Below are 20,819 nucleotides of genomic sequence, written 5' to 3'. Positions count from 1 at the left end.
ATATGATTGTTATTGGTACACGCTGACCCTATTTTCTCAATTGAAAATGTTACAGTTTCAGCAGTCAGCTCTACTATAAAGAGGGAAAAAGACAGGTGGTGCTTTGATTACACGCTTGCTACAAAAGACAACATTTGGAATATGAAGTATAGGAATTAAATTTTATATTTAATCGAAGCTTATCCTAAGAAATAAGCATTTAACAGGCGCTTAAAAAATCGAAGGATTCATGTATTTCTGATGGTTGCGGATTACATTCAGGAGGGCCATTTTATTCAATCAAAACACTTAACAGAAAACAGGAGCCTAAAATCATCTTTCCTGTTTGCCGGCATTATAATCCTTTGCTGTTGAGCCATTGAAACAGCTTCTGGTAGACCTGTTCACGTACAGATTTGTCTGAAAGCACCAGATCGTGTAAACCATTCTGAATGCTTTGAACCGTGACATCAGCTTTAATTTTTTTGGCATATTTCTGAATGTCTTTAACTCCCAAAATCACATCACTAGTTTGCGCTGCCTTGCCCCATTTTTTGGGATATAAAGTCTGATGCGAATGCATGACCAGAACCGGAATATCGAGTTCGATGCCGCGATGAATTTCTTTTTGTGCTTCATAGATGGCACGAATAAAACTGATCCGTACCCTTGGATAGCGGGTCTTTTTCCAGTCCAGACTGAAGTCCCATTCCCCTTTTAAATCCTTGTGCAGACTGGTGGCATACCATTTATTTAACTCACTCGGAAATTTAAGGTCGGGAAATTTTTTTGCCAGTTTGCTTAACTGCGGGATGCCGAGCGCACGTTTTATCGGATTCATATTAAAGTTATAAAATGGACTGTTGACCCAGAGTGCTTTGATTAACCGATGATTAGGGTGATGTGCCGCGTACAATGTGGTGATGAGGCCGCCGGTAGAATGACCACAGAGCAGGGCAGCATCATGGCCCTCGCTTGCGATAATATCCAGTGCCTGGCTAATTTCTGCATCATATTCAGACAGCTCATGCACATTATAATAGTTCTGATGCGGCAGAATCGAACGGCCATATTTTCTTAAATCCAGCGCATAAAAATCAAAACCCTGCTGATTAAAGCGTTCCGCCATTTCAGTCTGGAAAAAATAATCAATAAATCCATGAATATATAAAACCGCTTTAGGAGTAGGCTGCGCTGCTTTTTTACGTATCAGGGTTGCTACAACTTTGCCCTCATAGTCATCTGGAAAGCTCAAGGTGGCTTGCTCATAGCCGATGCCTAAAATATCAGCTTGATAAAGGGGCTGGAATTCACTCATTTTTATACTCATTTATATTATTGAATTTATACTTTATCCTTGATGAGCTTTAACTTTTTGTCAAATCAATCTTCTGCCTTAGCAGTATGAAAAAGATCAACACTATTTAAATAGGCCATAACCCATTTTAAATCAGTGAGATTTTAAAATAGAACAAGCATTTTTGATGGATAAAAGAAATTTATTACAAAATTAACCAAAATCTCTCCTATCACGCTACGTTATCAGATTATAAAATCCTGCTAAAAGCATTATCAATTTACTAAATACCCCAAAAGGCTAAAATCAGGATAGGCTATATAAAATAACGATAGTGATGTCATTGTTTTCGGCGAAGTGCCGAGGATTGATTAGAAGAGTTAAATAATGCCCAGAGAAAATTTGAACAGTAAACGCCCTTTATATATTCCGTATGCCGGAAATACCTTATTAGAACTCCCGTTACTCAATAAAGGTTCTGCATTTACTGAAGAAGAGCGCAGAAGCTTTAATTTGCATGGTTTAATTCCTCATGTGACCGAGACCATCGAGGAGCAGAGTCAGCGCTCTTATCAGCAATATTGTGCTTTTAATAGTGATATCAACAAGCATATTTATTTGCGTAATATTCAGGATACCAATGAAACCCTGTTTTATCACCTGATTGAAAATCACCTTAGCGAGATGATGCCGATTATTTACACCCCGACTGTGGGGGAGGCATGTCAGCGCTTTTCTGATATTTATCGCCGTCATCGCGGAATCTTTATTTCCTATCCGGATCGCGATCAGATCGAACAGATTATTCACAATATTAATAAAAAGAACGTGAAAGTGATTGTGATTACCGATGGCGAACGCATTTTGGGTTTAGGCGATCAGGGGATTGGCGGAATGGGGATTCCGATTGGTAAATTGGCACTCTATACTGCCTGTGGGGGAATCAGCCCGGCGTATACCTTGCCGATCACTCTCGATGTCGGCACCAATAATCAGCAATTGCTGAATGATCCAATTTATATGGGCTGGCGTGAACCGCGGATCAGCGGCGATGAATACTATGCTTTTGTCGAAATGGTAATTCAGGCCATTCAGCAGCGCTGGCCGGATGCATTGATTCAGTTTGAAGACTTTGCGCAGAAAAATGCCATGCCTTTGCTGGAAAAATACCGTGATCGCATTTGCTGTTTTAATGATGATATTCAGGGAACCGCTGCGGTTTCGGTCGGAAGTTTAATTGCCGCTTCACGTGCAGCAGGTAAGCAGTTGAAAGATCAGGTGGTGGCATTTCTGGGGGCCGGTTCAGCTGGTTGCGGGATTGCGGAACAGATCATTAAACAAATGATTGCGGAAGGCTTGAGCGATAGCGAAGCACGTGCACGAATCTTTATGGTCGACCGCTTTGGTCTGATCACTGAAAATCAGCCGAATTTACTAAATTTTCAGCGTAAATTGGCACAGCCTCTTGAACATGTAGAAAGCTGGGCAGATGCTGAAGCCATGATTTCATTAACAGATGTCGTGAAGCATGCTAAGCCAACAGTACTGATTGGGGTTTCGGGGCAACCGGGATTATTCACGCAGGAAGTGGTTGAAGCTATGGCTGAGAATAGCGTGCAGCCAATTATTTTCCCTTTATCCAATCCGACTTCACAGGTAGAAGCAGTACCGGCAGATATTTTGCAATGGACTAAGGGTAGAGCGCTGATTGCCACAGGTAGCCCCTTTGCACCGGTGAATTATCAGGAAAAAATCCATCATATTTCACAATGCAATAATTCTTATATTTTCCCCGGAATTGGGTTGGGGGTGATTGCTTCGGGTGCGAAGCGTGTTACAGATAATATGCTGATGGCTTCTAGTAATGCTCTGGCGGATTGTTCGCCTAAGTTGCAAGACCCACAAGCGGATTTATTGCCAAGTCTCGATCATTTGCAGTCTATTTCAAAGCAGATTGCATTAAAGGTAGCCCTTGCTGCCATTGAGGATGGGGTGGCGCCTAAAGTAAGTATTGAGGACTTGCAGTTAGCGATTGAGCATAATTTCTGGACACCGCAATATCGTGATTATCAGCGGGTCACTTTCTAATTTTAAATGAAGACAAACTCTGACTAAGCACTCGTTTTGGGCTGGTCAGCGTTTATTGGTTAAAATAGGCAATGCCTAAAAAAAGCCCCGATCTTTCGATCAGGGCTTTTTTGAATCTGGAGCGGGAAAGGAGACTCGAGCTCTCTGATTCCAATCTCGATAAAGTCGCTGAGATTTATTTTATTAAATAATATTAATTTTAAATATATGATTTAATGTAAAATATTTTACTGACTGGTATAATTTGATGATAAGAGAGGAGCCTGGGTCTACGGTTTCTGTTTTGCCTTTTGGCGTAAGACGTACAAATATAAGCTTTCTACTTTTTCACGTGCCCATGGTGTGGTACGCAAGAATCGTAATGATGATTTAACACTTGGGTCTATGCAAAAACATCTAATTTCAATTTTACGACTTAAACCTTCAAAGCCACCGTAGTAATCCAATAATTCATCCAAAATGTCAGCAAGTTTTTTGCCGTGTAAAGGGTCATTGGGGGTGTTCATAATAGATCAATCGTATTTTGGGTGGCCATTATTATAACCTGAGCTAATTGGAAAACTAGAGCGTTTGAATGTAGGTAATGATGGACTGAATAGCCACCAAAATTCTGGAGCACGCCTAGCAATCGGATGAGGCATCATATATATGACTTGGTAATCCCATGTGCTATGTAGGAAAGTTTTTTCTTAATGGGTCACCTTTTAATGGGGGTAGGTACGAGGAGAGTTCTAAACCTTTACGGATCGCTTCAGCACTGTATTCAAAGGCAATTAATGGTCGACCTGTGATTGCTGTTGAGGAGACCAGTGTACCCCAAAGCCAATATTCACCCCATCAATTATAGTAAGCATTAAGTTTTTTGAGCGTGGATTTATTTCCAGATAAAGTCGTTCTTTACGAAGCCTCTCACATAAAACGCAACAACTTCTTCAGGTCTTTCTGAATCTTAAATCCATAATATTGGGTCTTATGTTCAGATATGGCTATTAAGCCACAAAATAATGGAGTTATAAAATGTGTCGGTTGATCGGTGAAAAGGTGCTTTATTGGGTGATTAGATCCTATTAGATTAAAGAAGTCTAATTAGACATTTACAATCTAATACAATCTATAGCAATAAAGAATCATTGTTGAGTAATTAAAATGAGTAGCATCTCCAATGATCCTTGGCATTTTCCACGTACAGAACTAGCTAAACAAATTTTAGGCATGTTTGAGACTGGACTAGCTAGTTCTCTGACTTTTTTTGCCCCACGCCGGATGGGAAAAACTGAATTTTTACGAAAAGATATTACGCCCTTAGCAGAACAGCTTGGATGGCGCGTTTTTTATTTCAGTTTTTTAGATGCAGGCCTGCATAGTGAAGGACAGTTTGTAAAAGCTCTTGATGAGTTTTCACAGCAAAATGGCTTGATTGGTAAAGCCAATCATTGGATTAAAAATATTGGCTCTTTAAGTACAGAGGTGGCAGGTGTAAAAGCCGAAGTGACTCTTGCACAAGGGCAAGTGAATTCCAGTATTTTATCTAGTATTACAAAACTGGCTCAGCAGGGTAAACCTATTTTATTGCTACTTGATGAGATTCAGGCTTTTTTTATTGCTACTTGATGAGATTCAGGCTTTAGCTAGTTCAAAATATAAAACAACTATTGCCAGTTTGCGTACTGCTTTAGATATGCATAAAGAAACGATAAAGGTAATTTTTACTGGTTCAAGTCGAGAGGGCTTGAGACAAATGTTTTCTGTGAGTAGTGCTCCATTTTTTCATTATGGGCAGAATTTACCTTTTCCAAATCTAACAAAAGCATTTACAGATCATCTGGCAGATGTATTTAATCAAACAACAGGACGTAGTTTGGATAAAGAAATTTTATGGTGTGCTTTTTTAGATATGAAGCAAAGTCCTCAACTGGTGAGGTCATTGGTTGAGCGTTTAGCATTAAACCCAATGCTGGCTATAGATTTTGCAAAGGAACAGCTTATAGCCGATACAATGGGGCACCGTGACTTTTCAGGATTATGGGGAGAGTTTAAGTTATTAGAACAGCTGCTCTTAAAAGCCATAGCTGAATCACAAGTTGAACTTTATAGTATTCAATTTAGACAGCATCTTGCTGACTCCATCGGTGTAGACAGCATTGCAGTATCAAGTATTCAATCTGCCCTACGTTCTTTATCAAAAAAACAAATTATTTTTAAACCAGAAAATGGTACTTATGAAATCGAGGATGCTCTTTTTAAAGAATGGATTATGGATGAAGCATAAATTTTTTAATAATGGTCAGTACCCGGTAAAATACCTCGTTAAGAGGATTCATGATTCCTCATCTCCGAGAAGACCCTTCCATGGGTTGGTCATTAAGTCATCCTGATCTTCGATCGTGATTTTAATTTCATCATTCAATAATTGTCTGATTAAATGAACTTTATCATCTGGAATGAGCATCAGTTGAGCATTTAATCCTGCCGCGATAATTTCTAAGGTCTCTAATCGTGGATTGCCCTGACTTTCCAGTTTTTGGTACTGCTGTCTTGAAATGCCTGTACGGGATTGCATATTAACTTGCTTTAAGCCCAATAGGGTTCGTCTTTTTTTGATTTGCTGAAGTAAAGATTCATTTATTGTAGACACATTTATTTCTTTTAGGTTCTATAAGAAATATATTAGTTTCTTTTTTAAAGCAATTTATCATTTCGATCTGTAAAACAGCCCTAGCTACGTAGTGATCTGAAATCACTCTGAAAATACGCGGTTCAATTTAACTTATCTCCTTACGGAATTGGCAGAAAGATTGTCGATGCCGGATCTGAACTGTCGACAACTCTCTGGCAAAAATTCCTGGCAGCCCTGCATTTAACTGCCTAGCACAATCCGATAATAAATAATAACAAACCCGCCGCGCAGTTGGCATACAGTAAGTAAAGAAGTGGTGGACTGTGATCATAAAAATAACATCTCAAGCCGGAGGTAAACTAGATGGCCAAGTATAGTGATATCAATAGTTTTAATACCTTAGAAACATTGACCGTCGGTTCAGAACACTATCAGATTTTCAACCTGTCCAAATTGCAAGCGCAATTGGGCGACCTGTCCCGGCTGCCAAAATCTTTAAAAGTCTTGCTGGAAAATTTACTACGTTTTGAAGATCAGCTCACGGTGAAAACCGAGCATATTCATGCGCTGGCAGGGTGGTTAAACAACCAAACCTCAGAACAGGAAATCCAGTATCGTCCGGCACGGGTGCTGATGCAGGATTTTACCGGTGTTCCCGCAGTGGTTGATCTTGCCGCGATGCGTGCAGCGGTGGCCAAAGCCGGTGGTGACCCGGAAAAAATTAATCCGTTGTCACCGGTGGATTTGGTCATCGATCACTCGGTGATGGTCGATTACTTTGCCAGCCCGCAAGCTTTTGAGCAGAATGTCGCCATTGAGATGCAACGCAATGGCGAGCGCTACCAGTTTCTACGTTGGGGGCAGGCTGCGCTCAATCAGTTTCGCGTGGTGCCGCCAGGAACCGGGATTTGCCATCAGGTTAATCTGGAACATCTGGCACAAGTAGTTTGGAGCAATGAGGTCGATGGGCAGCGCTTTGCCTTTCCTGATACCTTAGTCGGTACCGATTCACATACCACCATGATCAATGGCTTAGGCGTGTTAGGTTGGGGAGTGGGCGGCATCGAAGCGGAAGCGGCCATGCTGGGCCAACCGATCTCCATGCTGATTCCAGAAGTGATCGGCTTTAAGCTCATAGGTAAACTCAAAGAAGGTATTACAGCAACTGATCTGGTGCTGACCATTACCCAGATGCTGCGCCAAAAAGGCGTAGTTGGAAAATTTGTCGAATTTTATGGCGATGGTCTGGCCGATTTACCCTTGGCTGACCGTGCCACTATTGCCAATATGGCACCCGAATATGGCGCTACCTGTGGCTTTTTCCCGGTTGATGAGGTGACGCTTTCCTATTTACGTTTAACTGGACGTCAGCCCGAAAGAATTGCCTTGGTAGAGGCCTATAGCAAGTTGCAAGGATTGTGGCGCAATCCGGGGGATGAACCCGTCTTTACAGATACGCTGGCTTTAGATATGTCGACGGTAGAAGCCAGTCTGGCGGGTCCGAAACGTCCGCAGGATCGTGTGCTATTGTCGCAAGTGCCAAAAACCTTTGCTGCCTTCATGGATCTGACCTTGAAACCGGTCAAAGAAGAAAAAGAGCGTCTGGAAAATGAAGGAGGTGGAGGTACGGCTGTTGAAGCGAAACAGGCCAACCTGCCACATGAGAATCCTTTTTGTATGATTGAGGGTAAAAAATATCCGTTGCAGCATGGCGATGTGGTGATTTCAGCCATTACCTCCTGTACCAATACTTCGAATCCCAGTGTCATGTTGGCAGCAGGCCTATTGGCCAAAAAAGCAATCGAAAAAGGTTTGCAGCGAAAACCTTGGGTGAAAAGTTCACTGGCTCCAGGTTCCAAAGTGGTCAGCGATTATCTTGATGCAGCAGGGTTGACGCCTTATTTGAATCAACTAGGTTATAACCTGGTGGGTTATGGTTGCACTACCTGTATTGGTAATTCGGGACCTTTACCTGAAGTGATTGAAGAAGCTGTGCAATGTTTTGATTTGAATGTAGCCTCAGTGCTTTCCGGAAACCGTAACTTTGAAGGACGGGTGCATCCTTTGGTGAAAACCAACTGGCTCGCCTCGCCACCCTTAGTAGTTGCCTATGGTCTGGTCGGGAATATTCGAACTGATCTCACTGCTGAGCCGATAGGTGAAGGCTTTGATGGCCAAGCAGTTTATTTAAAAGATATCTGGCCAACACAAACGGAAATTGATGCAGCACTGCAGTATGTGAATACCGAGATGTTCCAGAAAGAATATGCGGAAGTGTTTGAAGGCGATGCCAAGTGGAAAGCGATCCAGATTCCACAAAGTCAAACCTATGCTTGGGATGAACAATCAACCTATATCCGGCATCCTCCCTTTTTTTCAGAAATTGATCAGCCGGTGCGACCAATTCAGCCGATCAAACAGGCACGGATTTTGGCTATATTAGGCGATTCAGTCACGACGGACCATATTTCCCCGGCGGGTAATATCAAAAAAGATAGTCCGGCCGGCCGATATTTGCAGCAACAGGGGGTTGAGGTAAAAGACTTTAACTCTTATGGTTCCCGCCGTGGCAACCATGAAGTGATGATGCGAGGTACCTTTGCCAATATCCGAATCAAAAACGAAATGCTGGGTGGCGAGGAGGGTGGCAATACCCTGCATATTCCAAGTGCAGAAAAACTCTCGATTTATGATGCGGCAATGCGCTATCAGGCAGAACAAACCCCACTCGTAATGATTGCTGGGAAAGAATATGGTACCGGTTCTTCACGTGACTGGGCGGCCAAAGGCACCAACCTGTTGGGGGTGAAAGCGGTGATTGCTGAAAGTTTTGAGCGGATTCACCGTTCCAATCTGGTTGGCATGGGGGTGTTACCTTTACAGTTTGTAGAGGGTCAAAACCGGCAGATCTTGAACCTAACGGGCCATGAAACACTGTCAATTTTAGGCTTGTCGGATGATATTCATCCGCATCAAATGCTGAAAGTAGATGTGCAACATACCGATGGTACGTGTAGCCATTTTCAAGTGTTGTGTCGTATTGATACCTTGAATGAGGTGGAATACTTTAAGGCCGGTGGTATCTTGCACTATGTCTTGCGCAATTTGCTCGCTTCCTAAATTGAATTATGAAAGCCCGATACCTACCACAATGCCGGTCAGTTAAGAATTGAAAAACTAAAATTATGCTCAATTAAGACATAAATTTAGATCAATTTAAATTCAAATATAAGGAAATTTAGATTTTTTTTCATCCAAATTTCCTTAACTGACTGGTATTAATCTTTTGATGGGCCTTTTCATAATCTAATGGAGAGCGCTGACCATTGGAACTATGCCTACATTATTAGGTGTAGATATCAAATGTGAACATAGATCTAATCTAATTTATTCATCATATTCCGCAAATGTTTCTTCAATTTCATCCCATTGGGGCAAGTTAAACTTTTTTTATTCACTTCGAATTGTAAACCCATGCCATCAAGTACACGTTCAAATATGTCAAATGAACCTGTAAAATGGCCATTCTCTATCTCTGAAATTGTTGTTTTATTCACTTTAGTTTTTTCTGAAAGACTTTTCTGTGTATAGCCTAATACTTTGCTTATCTTAAAGTTTAGCCCGAAGACCTTCCACCAATTGTAAAACAGAGGCCAATCCCTGAGGGTTCTGAATCTGTTCTATTGGAATGCCATTCATCAATTTATTGGGTGATTTCATAAAATGCTGCATCCAGGCTGTATCCCCACCTGTCAGAGCATCTAGTGATGTGGTAATACGGATTAAAGTGAGGGCGATTTCTCCCTGTTTTGAAGTGGGATCTAATTCAAGAGAGGTTAAATTTTTCACCGAATCTATACTGAGTATTAAGGCTAGTTGATCGTGTGCAAGACCAAGTCGTTCAGCAGCAGCTAAAACTGCCTTAGCTAATATCATTTTCTGTTTTGCAATTTTTTCTGATGTTGTACGCATGACCGATCCCTGTTTCAGACGCTGCTAATTCATAGAGTTTATACTATTTAATTATCATTGATCAGACACTCAATTTTTACTAAATATATTAAATTTGGCTTTACATAAAGAAGCAACGGTTAAATTATTTAACAGCATGTAGTTATTTTTAGACCTTCAGCTTTAAGTTCAAGAGATCGTGGTCTACCGATACAGGCTAAATGTAAACAGAATTTAAATGCGGCCAGTGCTTTGGCATCTTTTGTTGAGTAAAGCTGGAGACGAACATAATCTTCTTGAGTCTTAGGATGCTCTGTTGTGCTCGATTTAGCCAGCTTTAGTAATAAAGGTTGTTTCTTTTTATCTAGCAATTGTACCAAGTCTTGTCCAAGCAAATGCCAAAATTGATGGGGAAACAGGTCTTTTACCTTGGAATAAAATGATTCCAATTGATCGATTTTATTCCATCGATAATGAATGCCAGTATGCGAAACCGTAACACGACTTAAAAATGTCTCAAGCACCGCTTTTATTTGATCTGGCTTTTTTTCAAAGATATTTTGAATATTTTCAAAGAAATAGTTCCTTGCTGTGCACTCTTCAATGGTATCAATCATGGCGGGTTTTAAAGGTTTATCAAGATGATTCGTGTTGTTGAGATCAAATAACCTTGGGTTGTTTTTTGAGACTTGAGTTGGCCCAGTTGTTTGGCATTTTTATACCAGTACTCAACCAGTTCTATAGGTAAGCTCATTTCCTGTGAGACCTGATCTGGATCATGATGAATTTCCAGTAAATTTAGGCACTTAAAAAACCATGCAAATGAGATTTTGGATTCCTTTATTCCTGCGAAATATTTAGAAAAATCATGAGGCTGTGAGTTAAATGAAACCTCATCCAGAATGTCTTCTATGTTACTTTTTAACCAGTCAGTTTGGTCGTTGAGTATCTATGTCTGGATGATATTGCAGTATTTTATGCCCAGCGATCAGGTAGCTCAGATGAATATAGCTTTTAAAGGTTTCTGTAGGGTCAATGTGACCCAGTAAATGGGCAATCATAAACCAATGATTTTGACCATGCGTATTACGGAGTAACTCTGTCCGAATGGGCTGATATTCTTCTTCGGTATAATCCGTCACATTCTTGACCAGTGGAGCGTAATTACAGTTCAGAACAACGGATAAGGTCGTGGGCACGCCATGGTCACATCTTGGTCACAAAATATAAATTACATTAAGAATATTTTTTATTAAATTGAATAACAAAGGAAGGGGGATTTTTAAAAATATAATAAAATCAACAATAAAAAAGCCCCCATCTTTCGATGAGGGCTTTTTGAATCTGGAGCGGGAAAGGAGACTCGAACTCCCGACCCCAACCTTGGCAAGGTTATGCTCTACCAACTGAGCTATTCCCGCGGAGTCTATAAAGTTTTTTAAATGAAAAAACTAAATGAAAAAATTTTGAGCGGGAAAGGAGACTCGAACTCCCGACCCCAACCTTGGCAAGGTTATGCTCTACCAACTGAGCTATTCCCGCATGCCGTGTATAATACAGCATGAAAAAATGTGGTCAACACCTTTGTTAAAAATCTTGTATCAATTGCATAAAATAAAAGCAAAATATTTTAGACCAGACAATAAATCACCAATATTCATGTGGGAATTCATGAAACTTCGCCACAATCAACAGATTGCGCTGTAACAGATTACCAAAATACTCAGCAGAACAAGGTATACTGACTTTATATTTTCAAAGATTGGAGTCAGGCCATGAGCTTAGAACAACAACTGAAAGATCGTTTAGCACAATTATCTCCGACCCATTTAGACGTGGTGAATGAATCTTCGGGTCATGGCGGTTATTTCCCTGGAAAAGAGTCTCATTTTAAAACTGTGATTGTCAGTCAGGCCTTTGCCGGTTTACGTCCAGTCCAGCGTCATCAGAAAGTCTATGCTGCTGCTGGTGATTTACTGGCCAAAGACAAGATTCATGCGCTGGCAATCCACGCATTTTTGCCTGAAGAATGGGCAGGGCAGGACACGACCAGTCCAGCTTGTGCACATGCACCAAAAAACTAAGAGGAAATGATGGAAACTCAACTTTTAGTCAAAATTATTCATATGTCAGCAGCAGGATTAGCGATTGTCGCCATTCTCGCCCGTGCCTTGACTTTGTTTATTGGTACACAAGGCAATCTACCGAATCCAAAGGCACGAATTGCGCTGGTGGCTTTACAGCATCTGGCCATTACGGTGATCGCGTTTACAGGTATTGTGTCATTGGTGATCAAGGATTTTGATGTGCAACCCTGGTTTTATGCCAAGGTTATTTTATTTTTTGTGCTGGTATCCTCTTTAGCTAAAGCCTATAAAAAAGATGATTCAATCTTGCTGGCACAACGCCGGGCTGGCTTATTTATTGCGGTAGTTTCATTGGTTTCTATTTTGACCTTGGTGATGATCAAGCCGAATTTTGGCTAAAAGCAAGCAGGCTGTGACTTCAAGCGCAGTCTGCCTATGTGAATAATTAAAAATACAAGTGTGATAAAAGTAGTTAAAAATAACAGGAGGGGACATGCATACACGTGTGGTATTTAATCAAAAAGGTGGGGTGGGTAAGTCCAGTATTACCGTTAATCTGGCCGCGATCAGCGCACATCAGGGTTTAAAAACTTTACTCATTGATCTGGATCCACAAGCCAATTCCAGTCAATACGTATTAGGTGAGGATGCGACCTATTCAAGTGACAAGCCGGCATTAGAACCGAATATTGAAAACTATTTTGAAAATGTGCTGGGCAATCAGCAAAGTAAAGGCTTGCTCGGCAATGCAATTGGCTCGATTTTGAAAAGCCGTAGCAAAGGTCTGGAAAGTTATGTGCATCAGTCTCCCTTTAAGTATCTGGATGTGATTCCAGCCAGCCCGACACTGGGCGCCTTGGCACATGCACTGGAGTCCAAGCATAAAATCTACAAACTGCGAGATGCTTTACAACAATTGTCCGGGCAATATGATCGGGTGTTTATTGATACCCCGCCGGCATTTAATTTCTTTACACTGTCGGCTTTGATTGCTGCAGACCGCGTGCTGATTCCATTTGACTGTGATGTGTTTTCTAAACGCGCCTTACAGACCCTGATTGAAAATGTCATTGAAACCCAAGATGACCATAATGAAAGACTGGAAATTGAAGGTATTGTGGTGAATCAGTTTCAGGCACAGGCCAGATTACCGCGTGAAGTGGTGCAGCAACTGAAAGATGAAGGATTGCCCGTACTCAATAGTATGTTACCGCCCTCCATCTTAATGAAAGAATCTCATCATAAAAATCAGCCCCTGATTCATTTGGCTACTGATCATAAATTGACTCAGGCCTATCAATCGTTGTTCAATGAGATAGAGCAGAACTAAGATCGAGTTAACTATGAAACTTGTGAAATTAAGCCTGAGTATTGCAGCACTTGCATTGCTGAGTGCTTGTGCAACAACGGTGAAACCCACCTATGTGTCCCCGACCCAGTATCAGACCTTGGGTTGTCAGCAGCTGCAAGGCGAATATAACCGTATTCAGCAATATATCGACAATGGTGTGGAAGCGCCAAAACGCACGGGTGTAGGTGTGGGCGTCGGTCTGGGTGGTGGCTGGGGCAGTCGCGGTGGTTGGGGAATTGGTCCGAGTGTTTCCGTCAATATGGGACAGTCATCCAATACCAAGCGAACCGAACTGGCACGGCTGTTAGGTGAACAGGAAGCGATTGTTCAGGCCGCCCGTTACAAAAATTGTCCGATTGTGGTTCGTCAGAATATTGCTAAATAACAAATTCCTGATCTCCTCATAAATGCTGATCTTGGGTCAGCATTTTTTATGCTTTTTTCAAAATAGCCGAGCTGATATTCCGCTTAATATCACTTGAAATGGCGCGTATCGTCTCAGCATTCTAGATTTATAGAGCTGTTCTGGCGTAAGAATATTGATTAAGCTATAAGCTAGGCCCGGAATAGTTCATCACGATGATTGAAAATTGGTTATTTGTATTGGGGCTAATCGCCGTTCTGATGATTCCAGGGCCGGCGAATGCCTTGGTGGCCAGCTCTGCCCATCAGCAGGGGCAGGCCAAAACCAGCCTTTATATTCCTGCCATTCTGATGGGCTATTTTTATGCGATTAATGTCTGGGCTTTGTTGATTCATCTGGCTTTACCGATCTGGCCAAACTTCAAAAGCTTGCTGTATGTCCTGAGTACCATCTGTGTGGGCTGGATGACGCTGCATTTATATAAGGCCCAGCAGTTAGAACGCTATAGCAAAAATCATCCGCAGATTCGTCCCTGGCAAATGTTTACTGTCACCTTAAGCAATCCTAAAGCAGCATTGTTGGCCTCCGGGATCTTACCCATGGAAACTTGGCAAAGTCCGACCAACTTTGTTCTGGTGTTTGCTGCCTTTTGCTTGAGTACCGTTCCAGTAGGGATTTTCTGGATGGTCTTTGGTCAGGCAATTTTGAGCAGTCACTCTGAAAAAATAAAAGCCGGCCTTATTTATAAAGGCTCGGCTCTGTTTGTACTGCTTTGTCTGATCCCATTACTGATCAAGCTCTGGGATTAAATGCACAGGCTATAAAAAATCTTAAGCTGTTTTACTTTTTTTGAGTCTTTGTTGAATAAAGCCGATCACACCTGGCAAGACACTTAAAATAATAATACCGAAAATCAAATAGGTGAAGTTATCTTTGACGATCGGCATATTACCGAACATATAGCCCAGAATGACAAATGAGCTGATCCAGATAAATCCACCTACTACATTATAGCTCAGGAAATATTTGTAATTCATGCTGCCAGCACCAGCGACAAAAGGTGCAAAGGTACGAGCAAAAGGCACAAAACGCGCAAAAATAATGGTTTTACCACCATGTCTGGCAAAGAATTGCTGAGTTGCCAATAAATGTTTTTTATTGATAAAGCGCGATTCAATCTCGAAAACCCGCGGCCCGATATATTTGCCAATATGGTAATTCAGGGTGTCGCCCAATACTGCCGCAACAAATAAAAGCGGAATCAGTACCCAGGGATCCATCACACCTGTAGACGCTGCCAAAGCACCTGCTGCAAATAGCAAGCTGTCGCCGGGCAGGAACGGCATCACCACCAAACCTGTTTCCACAAAGATAATCAGGAAAAGAATGGCATAAATCCAGATCCCGTAATTGGTGATAAATTCAAGCAAGTGATCATCAACATGCAAGATAAAATCAATCAGTTCCATGAGCCCAGTACAAGCAAAAGTGTGCTCAAATCCTAACAGCGATCACCTATAAAGTCAGTAATAAAAGTCGACTATTTTGCGGCTTATTTTTCTGCTGTCGGGCGAATCCCTTCACTTTTAAAATGGATGTATCAGGGTATGAGCATATTTTTATTGGGGCTTTTTGAGCAGACAACACAAGTTCATCATGGCGTTACACAACGTCTGCGGCATCTATTTCGGCTTTCTGTTTAGATCATAGAATCATCATAAAAATGGCAGGTCAAAACACATGAAAAAATATATTCTGGCGACACTGGTTCTGGCAGCTGCCAGTCCGGCACTTTGGGCTAAATCAGATCAGGCTATTCTGGAGGAAGCAAAACAGAATGTAGTCAGTATTGCTCAGGCACATAAAATGAAAGATGAAACCGGCGTGACCTTAAGGGGGCAGATCGTCAAACAGCGTGCAGCACAAAGTGACGAATTTGAATTAAGAGATAAAACCGGCAGCATCATGATTGATGTAGATGACGACCACTGGAAAAGATTAAAACTCAAAGCAGGCGATCGGGTAGAAGTTTGGGGCGAGGTCGATACGCACCGCAACAAACCCACCGATATTGAAGTGATTCAGATTGAACGCGTGAAATAAACCATTCATTTGGCTGGAACAGGAAAGCAGCGAAACTCTGCTCTCCTGTGAACCAGTCAAAAATGAGGGCATTATTTTCTGAAATTTCTTAACTGTTTAATATTTAAACCAATTGGAATAGTGTGCTTAAACACAAGAAAAATGCTAGAATACGGCGCTTATCTTTCGTTTGCCTTTCATAGTTGTTCGTCATGACTACCAATACTCAAATTACTGAAGATCGTATCCTGATTCTGGATTTCGGTTCTCAATATAGTCAGCTCATTGCACGCCGTGTCCGTGAAGCTGGTGTATATTCTGAAATGTATGCCTATGATATGTCTGAAGAAGACATTCGTGCATTTAATCCAAACGGTATCATCTTGTCTGGTGGACCTGAGAGCGTTCACCTTGAAGGCAGCCCGCGTGCGCCACAAGTGGTATTCGAGCTCGGTGTACCGGTATTGGGTATTTGTTATGGCCTGCAAACCATGTGCGAACAGCTTGGCGGTAAAGTCGAGCCAGGTACTGTGCATGAGTTCGGTTATGCAGAAGTTGATATCGTGGTACGTGACAAGCTGATCGGTAATTTACAGGACCGTGAAAACCAGTTGCATGTCTGGATGAGTCATGGTGACAAGGTTGCCCGTATTCCAGAAGGCTTCCAGATCACTGCACAAACTCCAAGCTGTCCAATTGCGATGGTGTCTGACGAAACTCGTGGTTTCTATGGTATTCAGTTCCATCCTGAAGTGACACATACCTCTAAAGGGGCAGAATTACTGTCGAACTTCGTTCATCAAATTTGTGGTTGCCGCGGTCTATGGACGCCAGAACACATTATTGATCTACGTGTAGAACAGCTTCGCCAACAGATCGGTGATGAAAAAGTATTACTTGGTCTTTCAGGTGGTGTGGATTCATCTGTCGTTGCAGCGCTGTTGCATAAAGCGATTGGTGATCAGCTGACATGTGTGTTTGTCGACAATGGTCTGCTTCGTTTGAACGAAGGTGATCAAGTGATGCAAATGTTTGCTGACAATATGGGGATTCGTGTCATCCGTGCTGCTGCAGAAGAGCGTTTCTTGACTGCACTTGCAGGCGAAGTTGATCCTGAAGCAAAACGTAAAATTATTGGCCGTGAGTTTATTGCAGTCTTTGCTGAAGAAGCACGTAAATTAGATGGGGTAAAATTCCTGGCTCAAGGTACGATTTATCCAGACGTGATTGAATCTGCTGCAAGCAAACAGGGCAAGGCACATGTGATTAAATCGCACCACAACGTGGGTGGTTTACCAGCAGACTTGGCTTTTGAACTGGTTGAACCATTACGTGACTTGTTTAAAGATGAAGTACGTAAATTGGGTACCACTTTGGGCTTGCCACACAGCATGATTTACCGTCATCCATTCCCAGGCCCAGGTCTAGGTGTGCGTATCTTGGGTGAAGTGAAAAAAGAATATGCAGACATTTTACGTCTTGCTGATGACATTTTTATGCAGGAACTTCGTGCCAGCGGTTGGTATGACAAGACTGCTCAAGCATTTGCGGTATTCCAGCCGGTGAAATCTGTCGGTGTTGTCGGTGATGGTCGCCGTTATGCATGGGTAATTGCACTGCGTGCAGTAGAAACTGTGGACTTTATGACTGCTCGTTTCGCGCATCTTCCTTATGATCTAGTCGATAAAATCTCGACTCGTATCATGAATGAAATTAAAGATGTGTCTCGTGTTGTGTATGACGTATCGTCTAAGCCACCTGCAACTATTGAATGGGAGTAAAATCGGGATTTCTAAAAGCGATAGCTTTTAGCCGATTTTACGCCAAGAGCTATGCTCGCGGCAGTGAGGGATTTCACGAAGCACGGCTTCTTGCCTGAATTACTGCCAAGGCTATGGCTGCGCCAGTCAGTGTTTCAAGGAGCACGGCTTCTTGCCTGAATGATGCCAAGCGCTATGCACGTAGTAAATATCTGGTTGATCGGAGATATCCCGATAAAAAAAGAGCGCTTCGGTGCTCTTTTTTATGAGTTTTTATGAGGATTTTTTCTTCGTGATAGAATATGCAACTTTTCCATGTAAAGTTTATAAAAATTTAAGTTTTCACTAATATTCCTGATTTCATTATTTAAAGGGCAGATCAGAATTGCTTGGTTTGATTGGCCTTTGAATGACCTTGCTGGGTCACGGGCTTAAAGGCATTCCAGGAATTGGCTGGAGCAGGTTTGGGCTTTTCCAGCATTTTGGAATGATAAACTTCAATCCGATTTCGGCCTGATTTTTTCGCCTGATATAAAGCGATATCGGCTTGCTTGATCAGCTCCTCCAGCTTTTGCGTAGGCGACTCCAGTTCTGCTATACCAATCGAAATGGTAAAACGAATGGGCTGGTTCGGTTTGGCATAAACAAATTGTTTCTGAATTGCACAACGAATTCGCTCTGCAATCACCAGACTGTCTGGCAGCTGGGTATCTTCCAAGAGAGCAATAAACTCTTCACCACCAAAACGTGCCAGTACATCGCTATGGCGCATTTCTTTACGGGTGACTTCAGCAATCAGTTGTAGTACGCGATCGCCGATGTCATGCCCATAGTTGTCATTGATATTTTTAAAATGATCGACATCAAACATCAGCAGGCAGGTGCTGGCATGTTTGGGCCATTGATGAATAGAACGTTCAGCCATATCGACAAAATGGCGGCGGTTGTATAACTGGGTCAAATCATCCGTATGTGCCAGATTTTTTAAGGTTTGATAGTTCCATTCGTCCAGCAAAGAGCGCAGGAAGGAACGCCGTACGTTCAGAATATTATTCCAGTTAATATAAATGCTAAAAAACCAGAGTGGACTAAACACGACAGTAAAAATAAAGGCTTGAGATGCATTCATTAACTGGGTCACTCCAATCATGATAAACAGGGCAATCAAGATGGAACAATAGACCGCAACTTTAAATTGGGTCTGTATACACAGATTGGCGATGAGAATAAAGATCGCAGAGGCATAAATATAGGTAGCAACATGGGGGCTGCTTGAAAGCACCAGCAAGCCAATCCATGCAGCTGCAGCCACAGTGGTGGCGATCGGCAGGATTCTATCTAGAATCTGAATATTTTTATATGTGTTAAACAAGTAATAACAGCAAAGCATAGCGCCTAGAACCAAGATGACGCGCATCAGACCAGAAATAAAAAACATGTCTGGAATAATCAGAATATCGGCAAAGAAATACAGCAAAAAGGCAATTTGTGCCAGATAGTTGATTTGACGTAAATTAGTATGACTATGCGTATAGACATAATCGTGAAAATATTGCTGAAACGGGGCAGGAATACGGGCATGAGAGTCTGTCAGCGCCTGTTCGATTAGCTGACGGTTTTGCAGATCACATTCAGATAATTTCAGTGATTTATCGGTCATCGAGTTTTGAAAAGATATATTCGCCGTTGAATATATATTTTCATGCTGAGCAGACATGTCCTGGTCCAGGATTATTTTTATAGGTGCCTATTATGCCGTGATTGGATGAAAAATAACCTCCCTAAAATTGGGTATCTGACTTAAATTTGACTTTAAAACGTAACAAAAATTATATTTTTTAGCTGCGAAAGTGATTGAAATCCATAAAAATAATTTTTAATTGCTTTAATTTTTAAATTAAAATCATTCGTTTCACGTGAAACATTGGGTAATTGGGCCAGCAATGTCGAAATGGCTTCTAGCGCAGGCTTGAGAGCACCCTAATCAGCATTGAGCCACTTCCACTCAGGCTGTTACACTGCGAAATTCAGGTTTGATCGCTTGAACAGGAGTTAGATCGATCAAGCGATGTTAAGGGTTTTATACGTATCTAAATATTTCCAAAGATAGATTTTGCAAATAGACCCTGTACATTGTCCTGAATAGGGAGACATCTTGCAGCAGTCCAAGGGAAGCATGTCTTAAATAAGCCAAGATCTGGAATGAAAATGTCGAGGTGAGCTCAGCCATGTCGAATAATAGTGATATTGAACTGTCCAATTCGGATGATTGTGAAAAATATGTCAATCAGTTTATTCAGGAATTCCCTTTACGCCGTGCCGAAATCGGACAGGGTACCGTAATCAAACGTGCCTTGCCCAGCCGACATAAACGCATGATTGGTGCCTGGTGTTTTCTGGATCATGCCGGTCCGGCCAGCTTTCCACAAGGCGATGGCCTGGATGTTGGGCCACATCCCCATATTGGTCTGCAGACCTTTACCTGGATGCTGCAAGGCACTATGATGCACAATGACAGTTTAGGTACTCAGCAGCTAATTCGTCCCAAACAGGTCAATCTGATGACCTCGGGCTATGGTATTTCACATACGGAAGTTTCTCCAGAAAGCGAAACGCATATGCATGCGGCGCAGTTATGGATTGCCTTACCGGATGACAAGATCAATATGGCACCGGCTTTTGAGCATTATCCTGAATTGCCTGTGGTTAATGATCAGGGCATCGAATTTACCGTCTTAGTCGGTGAATATTTAAAAACCGTTTCACCGGTAAAAGTGCATAGTGAACTGCTCGGGGTAGACCTGTATGCAGCAGAAAGTACCAGTGCGCGCTTAGCCCTGAATCCAAAATTTGAATATGGTTTTATGGTACTTGAGGGCACGGCCAGCATTAATGGACATGAACTGACGGAAGATAACATGCTGATCCTTGAACCGGGATTAGAGCAGGTTAATGCTGATATTCATGCCGGGAGCCGTGTGCTACTCATTGGTGGTGAACCATTTGAAAGCCCGATTTTACTGTGGTGGAATTTGGTCGGACGTACCACCGAGGAACTTAAAATTGCGCGGCAACAATGGATTGAAGGCCATGAACGCTTCGGTTCGATTCCGGCCTATGATGGACCACGTTTAGAAGCTCCCGCATTTCCAGACCGGATGCGTGCTTCCAGATAAATGATCAGAATTGCAGGGGTGGATGGAACCCTGTCGGATTTGAACTGAAAATGGCAAATCTGCAACC

The 20,819-nt window shown here is 42.1% G+C and carries 16 protein-coding genes, 2 tRNA genes and 4 pseudogenes; 11 read left to right on the top strand and 11 right to left on the bottom strand.

Annotation, left to right across the window (positions count from 1 at the left end):
* Window positions 1-334: 334 nt before the first annotated feature.
* Window positions 335-1,297, bottom strand: a complete 963-nt coding sequence (locus FTV30_RS07665) for an alpha/beta hydrolase (RefSeq protein ID WP_180001351.1) — start codon at window positions 1,295-1,297, stop codon at window positions 335-337.
* A 366-nt stretch (window positions 1,298-1,663) separates the two neighbouring features.
* Here FTV30_RS07665 and FTV30_RS07660 point away from each other — a divergent pair, with 366 nt between their 5' ends.
* Window positions 1,664-3,364, top strand: a complete 1,701-nt coding sequence (locus tag FTV30_RS07660) for an NAD-dependent malic enzyme (protein WP_180001350.1) — start codon at window positions 1,664-1,666, stop codon at window positions 3,362-3,364.
* Between the two features lie 269 nt (window positions 3,365-3,633).
* On the opposite strand, the gene FTV30_RS07655 is transcribed toward FTV30_RS07660, so the two are convergent.
* Both FTV30_RS07655 and FTV30_RS16295 read right to left on the bottom strand, forming a co-directional pair.
* Window positions 3,634-3,870 (bottom strand): VF530 family DNA-binding protein, encoded by a 237-nt coding sequence (locus tag FTV30_RS07655; RefSeq protein ID WP_005173763.1) that lies wholly within the window; start codon window positions 3,868-3,870, stop codon window positions 3,634-3,636.
* 166 nt (window positions 3,871-4,036) lie between these two features.
* Window positions 4,037-4,174: pseudogene (locus FTV30_RS16295) on the bottom strand (type II toxin-antitoxin system HipA family toxin); the annotation flags it as partial.
* Window positions 4,175-4,510: 336 nt separating this feature from the next.
* On the opposite strand from FTV30_RS16295, the pseudogene FTV30_RS16440 reads away from it, so the two are divergent.
* Window positions 4,511-5,633 (top strand): annotated as a pseudogene (locus FTV30_RS16440) (hypothetical protein).
* A 48-nt stretch (window positions 5,634-5,681) separates the two neighbouring features.
* Here FTV30_RS16440 and FTV30_RS07645 read toward each other — a convergent pair.
* Window positions 5,682-5,990, bottom strand: a complete 309-nt coding sequence (locus FTV30_RS07645; RefSeq protein ID WP_005173768.1) for a helix-turn-helix transcriptional regulator — start codon at window positions 5,988-5,990, stop codon at window positions 5,682-5,684.
* 354 nt (window positions 5,991-6,344) lie between these two features.
* Here FTV30_RS07645 and acnA point away from each other — a divergent pair, with 354 nt between their 5' ends.
* Window positions 6,345-9,101 carry an aconitate hydratase AcnA gene (gene acnA / locus FTV30_RS07640; protein WP_180001349.1) on the top strand — a complete coding sequence of 919 codons (2,757 nt, stop codon included), beginning with the start codon at window positions 6,345-6,347 and terminating at the stop codon, window positions 9,099-9,101.
* 267 nt (window positions 9,102-9,368) lie between these two features.
* Here acnA and FTV30_RS07635 read toward each other — a convergent pair.
* From FTV30_RS07635 to FTV30_RS07610, 5 genes and pseudogenes are all read right to left on the bottom strand, one after another.
* Window positions 9,369-9,631: pseudogene (locus FTV30_RS07635) on the bottom strand (helix-turn-helix domain-containing protein).
* Window positions 9,591-9,953: an MbcA/ParS/Xre antitoxin family protein gene (locus FTV30_RS07630; protein ID WP_180001348.1), complete on the bottom strand. Its 363-nt coding sequence runs from the start codon at window positions 9,951-9,953 to the stop codon at window positions 9,591-9,593. Before FTV30_RS07630 ends, FTV30_RS07635 begins: the two are co-directional and overlap by 41 nt.
* 128 nt (window positions 9,954-10,081) lie before the next feature.
* Window positions 10,082-11,122 (bottom strand): annotated as a pseudogene (locus FTV30_RS07625) (site-specific integrase); the annotation flags it as partial.
* Window positions 11,123-11,277: 155 nt separating this feature from the next.
* A tRNA-Gly gene (locus FTV30_RS07615) sits at window positions 11,278-11,353 on the bottom strand.
* A 48-nt stretch (window positions 11,354-11,401) separates the two neighbouring features.
* A tRNA-Gly gene (locus FTV30_RS07610) sits at window positions 11,402-11,474 on the bottom strand.
* 233 nt (window positions 11,475-11,707) lie between these two features.
* On the opposite strand from FTV30_RS07610, the gene FTV30_RS07605 reads away from it, so the two are divergent.
* The 5 genes from FTV30_RS07605 to FTV30_RS07585 all read left to right on the top strand — a co-directional run bounded on the left by FTV30_RS07605 (window position 11,708) and on the right by FTV30_RS07585 (window position 14,543).
* Window positions 11,708-12,016, top strand: coding sequence for a BolA family transcriptional regulator (locus tag FTV30_RS07605; protein ID WP_005094610.1), 309 nt, complete (start codon window positions 11,708-11,710; stop codon window positions 12,014-12,016).
* A gap of 9 nt (window positions 12,017-12,025) precedes the next feature.
* Window positions 12,026-12,418 (top strand): SirB2 family protein, encoded by a 393-nt coding sequence (locus tag FTV30_RS07600; protein ID WP_100329694.1) that lies wholly within the window; start codon window positions 12,026-12,028, stop codon window positions 12,416-12,418.
* A 94-nt stretch (window positions 12,419-12,512) separates the two neighbouring features.
* Window positions 12,513-13,349, top strand: coding sequence for a ParA family protein (locus tag FTV30_RS07595; RefSeq protein ID WP_100329695.1), 837 nt, complete (start codon window positions 12,513-12,515; stop codon window positions 13,347-13,349).
* 13 nt (window positions 13,350-13,362) lie between these two features.
* Window positions 13,363-13,755: a hypothetical protein gene (locus tag FTV30_RS07590; RefSeq protein WP_005094604.1), complete on the top strand. Its 393-nt coding sequence runs from the start codon at window positions 13,363-13,365 to the stop codon at window positions 13,753-13,755.
* 194 nt (window positions 13,756-13,949) lie between these two features.
* The gene (locus FTV30_RS07585) at window positions 13,950-14,543 is read left to right on the top strand and encodes a threonine transporter RhtB (protein WP_180001347.1); all 594 of its coding nucleotides are present in this window, start codon (window positions 13,950-13,952) and stop codon (window positions 14,541-14,543) included.
* A gap of 21 nt (window positions 14,544-14,564) precedes the next feature.
* Here the strand turns inward: FTV30_RS07585 and FTV30_RS07580 are convergent, their stop codons facing one another.
* Complete coding sequence (locus FTV30_RS07580; RefSeq protein ID WP_074383709.1) at window positions 14,565-15,203, bottom strand: DedA family protein; 639 nt, start codon at window positions 15,201-15,203, stop codon at window positions 14,565-14,567.
* 271 nt (window positions 15,204-15,474) lie between these two features.
* Here FTV30_RS07580 and FTV30_RS07575 point away from each other — a divergent pair, with 271 nt between their 5' ends.
* Together FTV30_RS07575 and guaA are read left to right on the top strand one after the other, a co-directional pair.
* The gene (locus FTV30_RS07575; RefSeq protein WP_005173783.1) at window positions 15,475-15,837 is read left to right on the top strand and encodes a NirD/YgiW/YdeI family stress tolerance protein; all 363 of its coding nucleotides are present in this window, start codon (window positions 15,475-15,477) and stop codon (window positions 15,835-15,837) included.
* A 191-nt stretch (window positions 15,838-16,028) separates the two neighbouring features.
* A complete protein-coding gene (gene guaA / locus FTV30_RS07570) occupies window positions 16,029-17,597 on the top strand; it encodes a glutamine-hydrolyzing GMP synthase (RefSeq protein WP_005094597.1) in 1,569 nt (522 codons plus the stop codon).
* Window positions 17,598-17,955: 358 nt separating this feature from the next.
* Here guaA and FTV30_RS07565 read toward each other — a convergent pair whose 3' ends face one another.
* On the bottom strand, window positions 17,956-19,293 hold the full coding sequence (locus tag FTV30_RS07565; protein WP_180001346.1) for a GGDEF domain-containing protein: 1,338 nt from the start codon (window positions 19,291-19,293) through the stop codon (window positions 17,956-17,958).
* A 511-nt stretch (window positions 19,294-19,804) separates the two neighbouring features.
* On the opposite strand from FTV30_RS07565, the gene FTV30_RS07560 reads away from it, so the two are divergent.
* Window positions 19,805-20,752: a pirin family protein gene (locus tag FTV30_RS07560; RefSeq protein ID WP_100535334.1), complete on the top strand. Its 948-nt coding sequence runs from the start codon at window positions 19,805-19,807 to the stop codon at window positions 20,750-20,752.
* The last annotated feature ends 67 nt before the right edge of the window (window positions 20,753-20,819 follow it).

The sequence above is a fragment of the Acinetobacter sp. YH12255 genome (genome assembly GCF_013417355.1).
Taxonomy (GTDB): Bacteria; Pseudomonadota; Gammaproteobacteria; order Pseudomonadales; family Moraxellaceae; genus Acinetobacter; species Acinetobacter pseudolwoffii.
Note: the sequence above shows the minus strand (reverse complement) of the source record. Positions and strands in the feature narration are given on the sequence as shown.

Coding starts and splice junctions, on each gene's coding strand:
- FTV30_RS07665 (WP_180001351.1), bottom strand. CDS start 1,297: ATGAGTGAATTCCAGCCCCTTTATCAAGCTGATATTTTAGGCATCGGC.
- FTV30_RS07660 (WP_180001350.1), top strand. CDS start 1,664: ATGCCCAGAGAAAATTTGAACAGTAAACGCCCTTTATATATTCCGTAT.
- FTV30_RS07655 (WP_005173763.1), bottom strand. CDS start 3,870: ATGAACACCCCCAATGACCCTTTACACGGCAAAAAACTTGCTGACATT.
- acnA (WP_180001349.1), top strand. CDS start 6,345: ATGGCCAAGTATAGTGATATCAATAGTTTTAATACCTTAGAAACATTG.
- FTV30_RS07630 (WP_180001348.1), bottom strand. CDS start 9,953: ATGCGTACAACATCAGAAAAAATTGCAAAACAGAAAATGATATTAGCT.
- FTV30_RS07605 (WP_005094610.1), top strand. CDS start 11,708: ATGAGCTTAGAACAACAACTGAAAGATCGTTTAGCACAATTATCTCCG.
- FTV30_RS07600 (WP_100329694.1), top strand. CDS start 12,026: ATGGAAACTCAACTTTTAGTCAAAATTATTCATATGTCAGCAGCAGGA.
- FTV30_RS07595 (WP_100329695.1), top strand. CDS start 12,513: ATGCATACACGTGTGGTATTTAATCAAAAAGGTGGGGTGGGTAAGTCC.
- FTV30_RS07590 (WP_005094604.1), top strand. CDS start 13,363: ATGAAACTTGTGAAATTAAGCCTGAGTATTGCAGCACTTGCATTGCTG.
- FTV30_RS07585 (WP_180001347.1), top strand. CDS start 13,950: ATGATTGAAAATTGGTTATTTGTATTGGGGCTAATCGCCGTTCTGATG.
- FTV30_RS07580 (WP_074383709.1), bottom strand. CDS start 15,203: ATGGAACTGATTGATTTTATCTTGCATGTTGATGATCACTTGCTTGAA.
- FTV30_RS07575 (WP_005173783.1), top strand. CDS start 15,475: ATGAAAAAATATATTCTGGCGACACTGGTTCTGGCAGCTGCCAGTCCG.
- guaA (WP_005094597.1), top strand. CDS start 16,029: ATGACTACCAATACTCAAATTACTGAAGATCGTATCCTGATTCTGGAT.
- FTV30_RS07565 (WP_180001346.1), bottom strand. CDS start 19,293: ATGTCTGCTCAGCATGAAAATATATATTCAACGGCGAATATATCTTTT.
- FTV30_RS07560 (WP_100535334.1), top strand. CDS start 19,805: ATGTCGAATAATAGTGATATTGAACTGTCCAATTCGGATGATTGTGAA.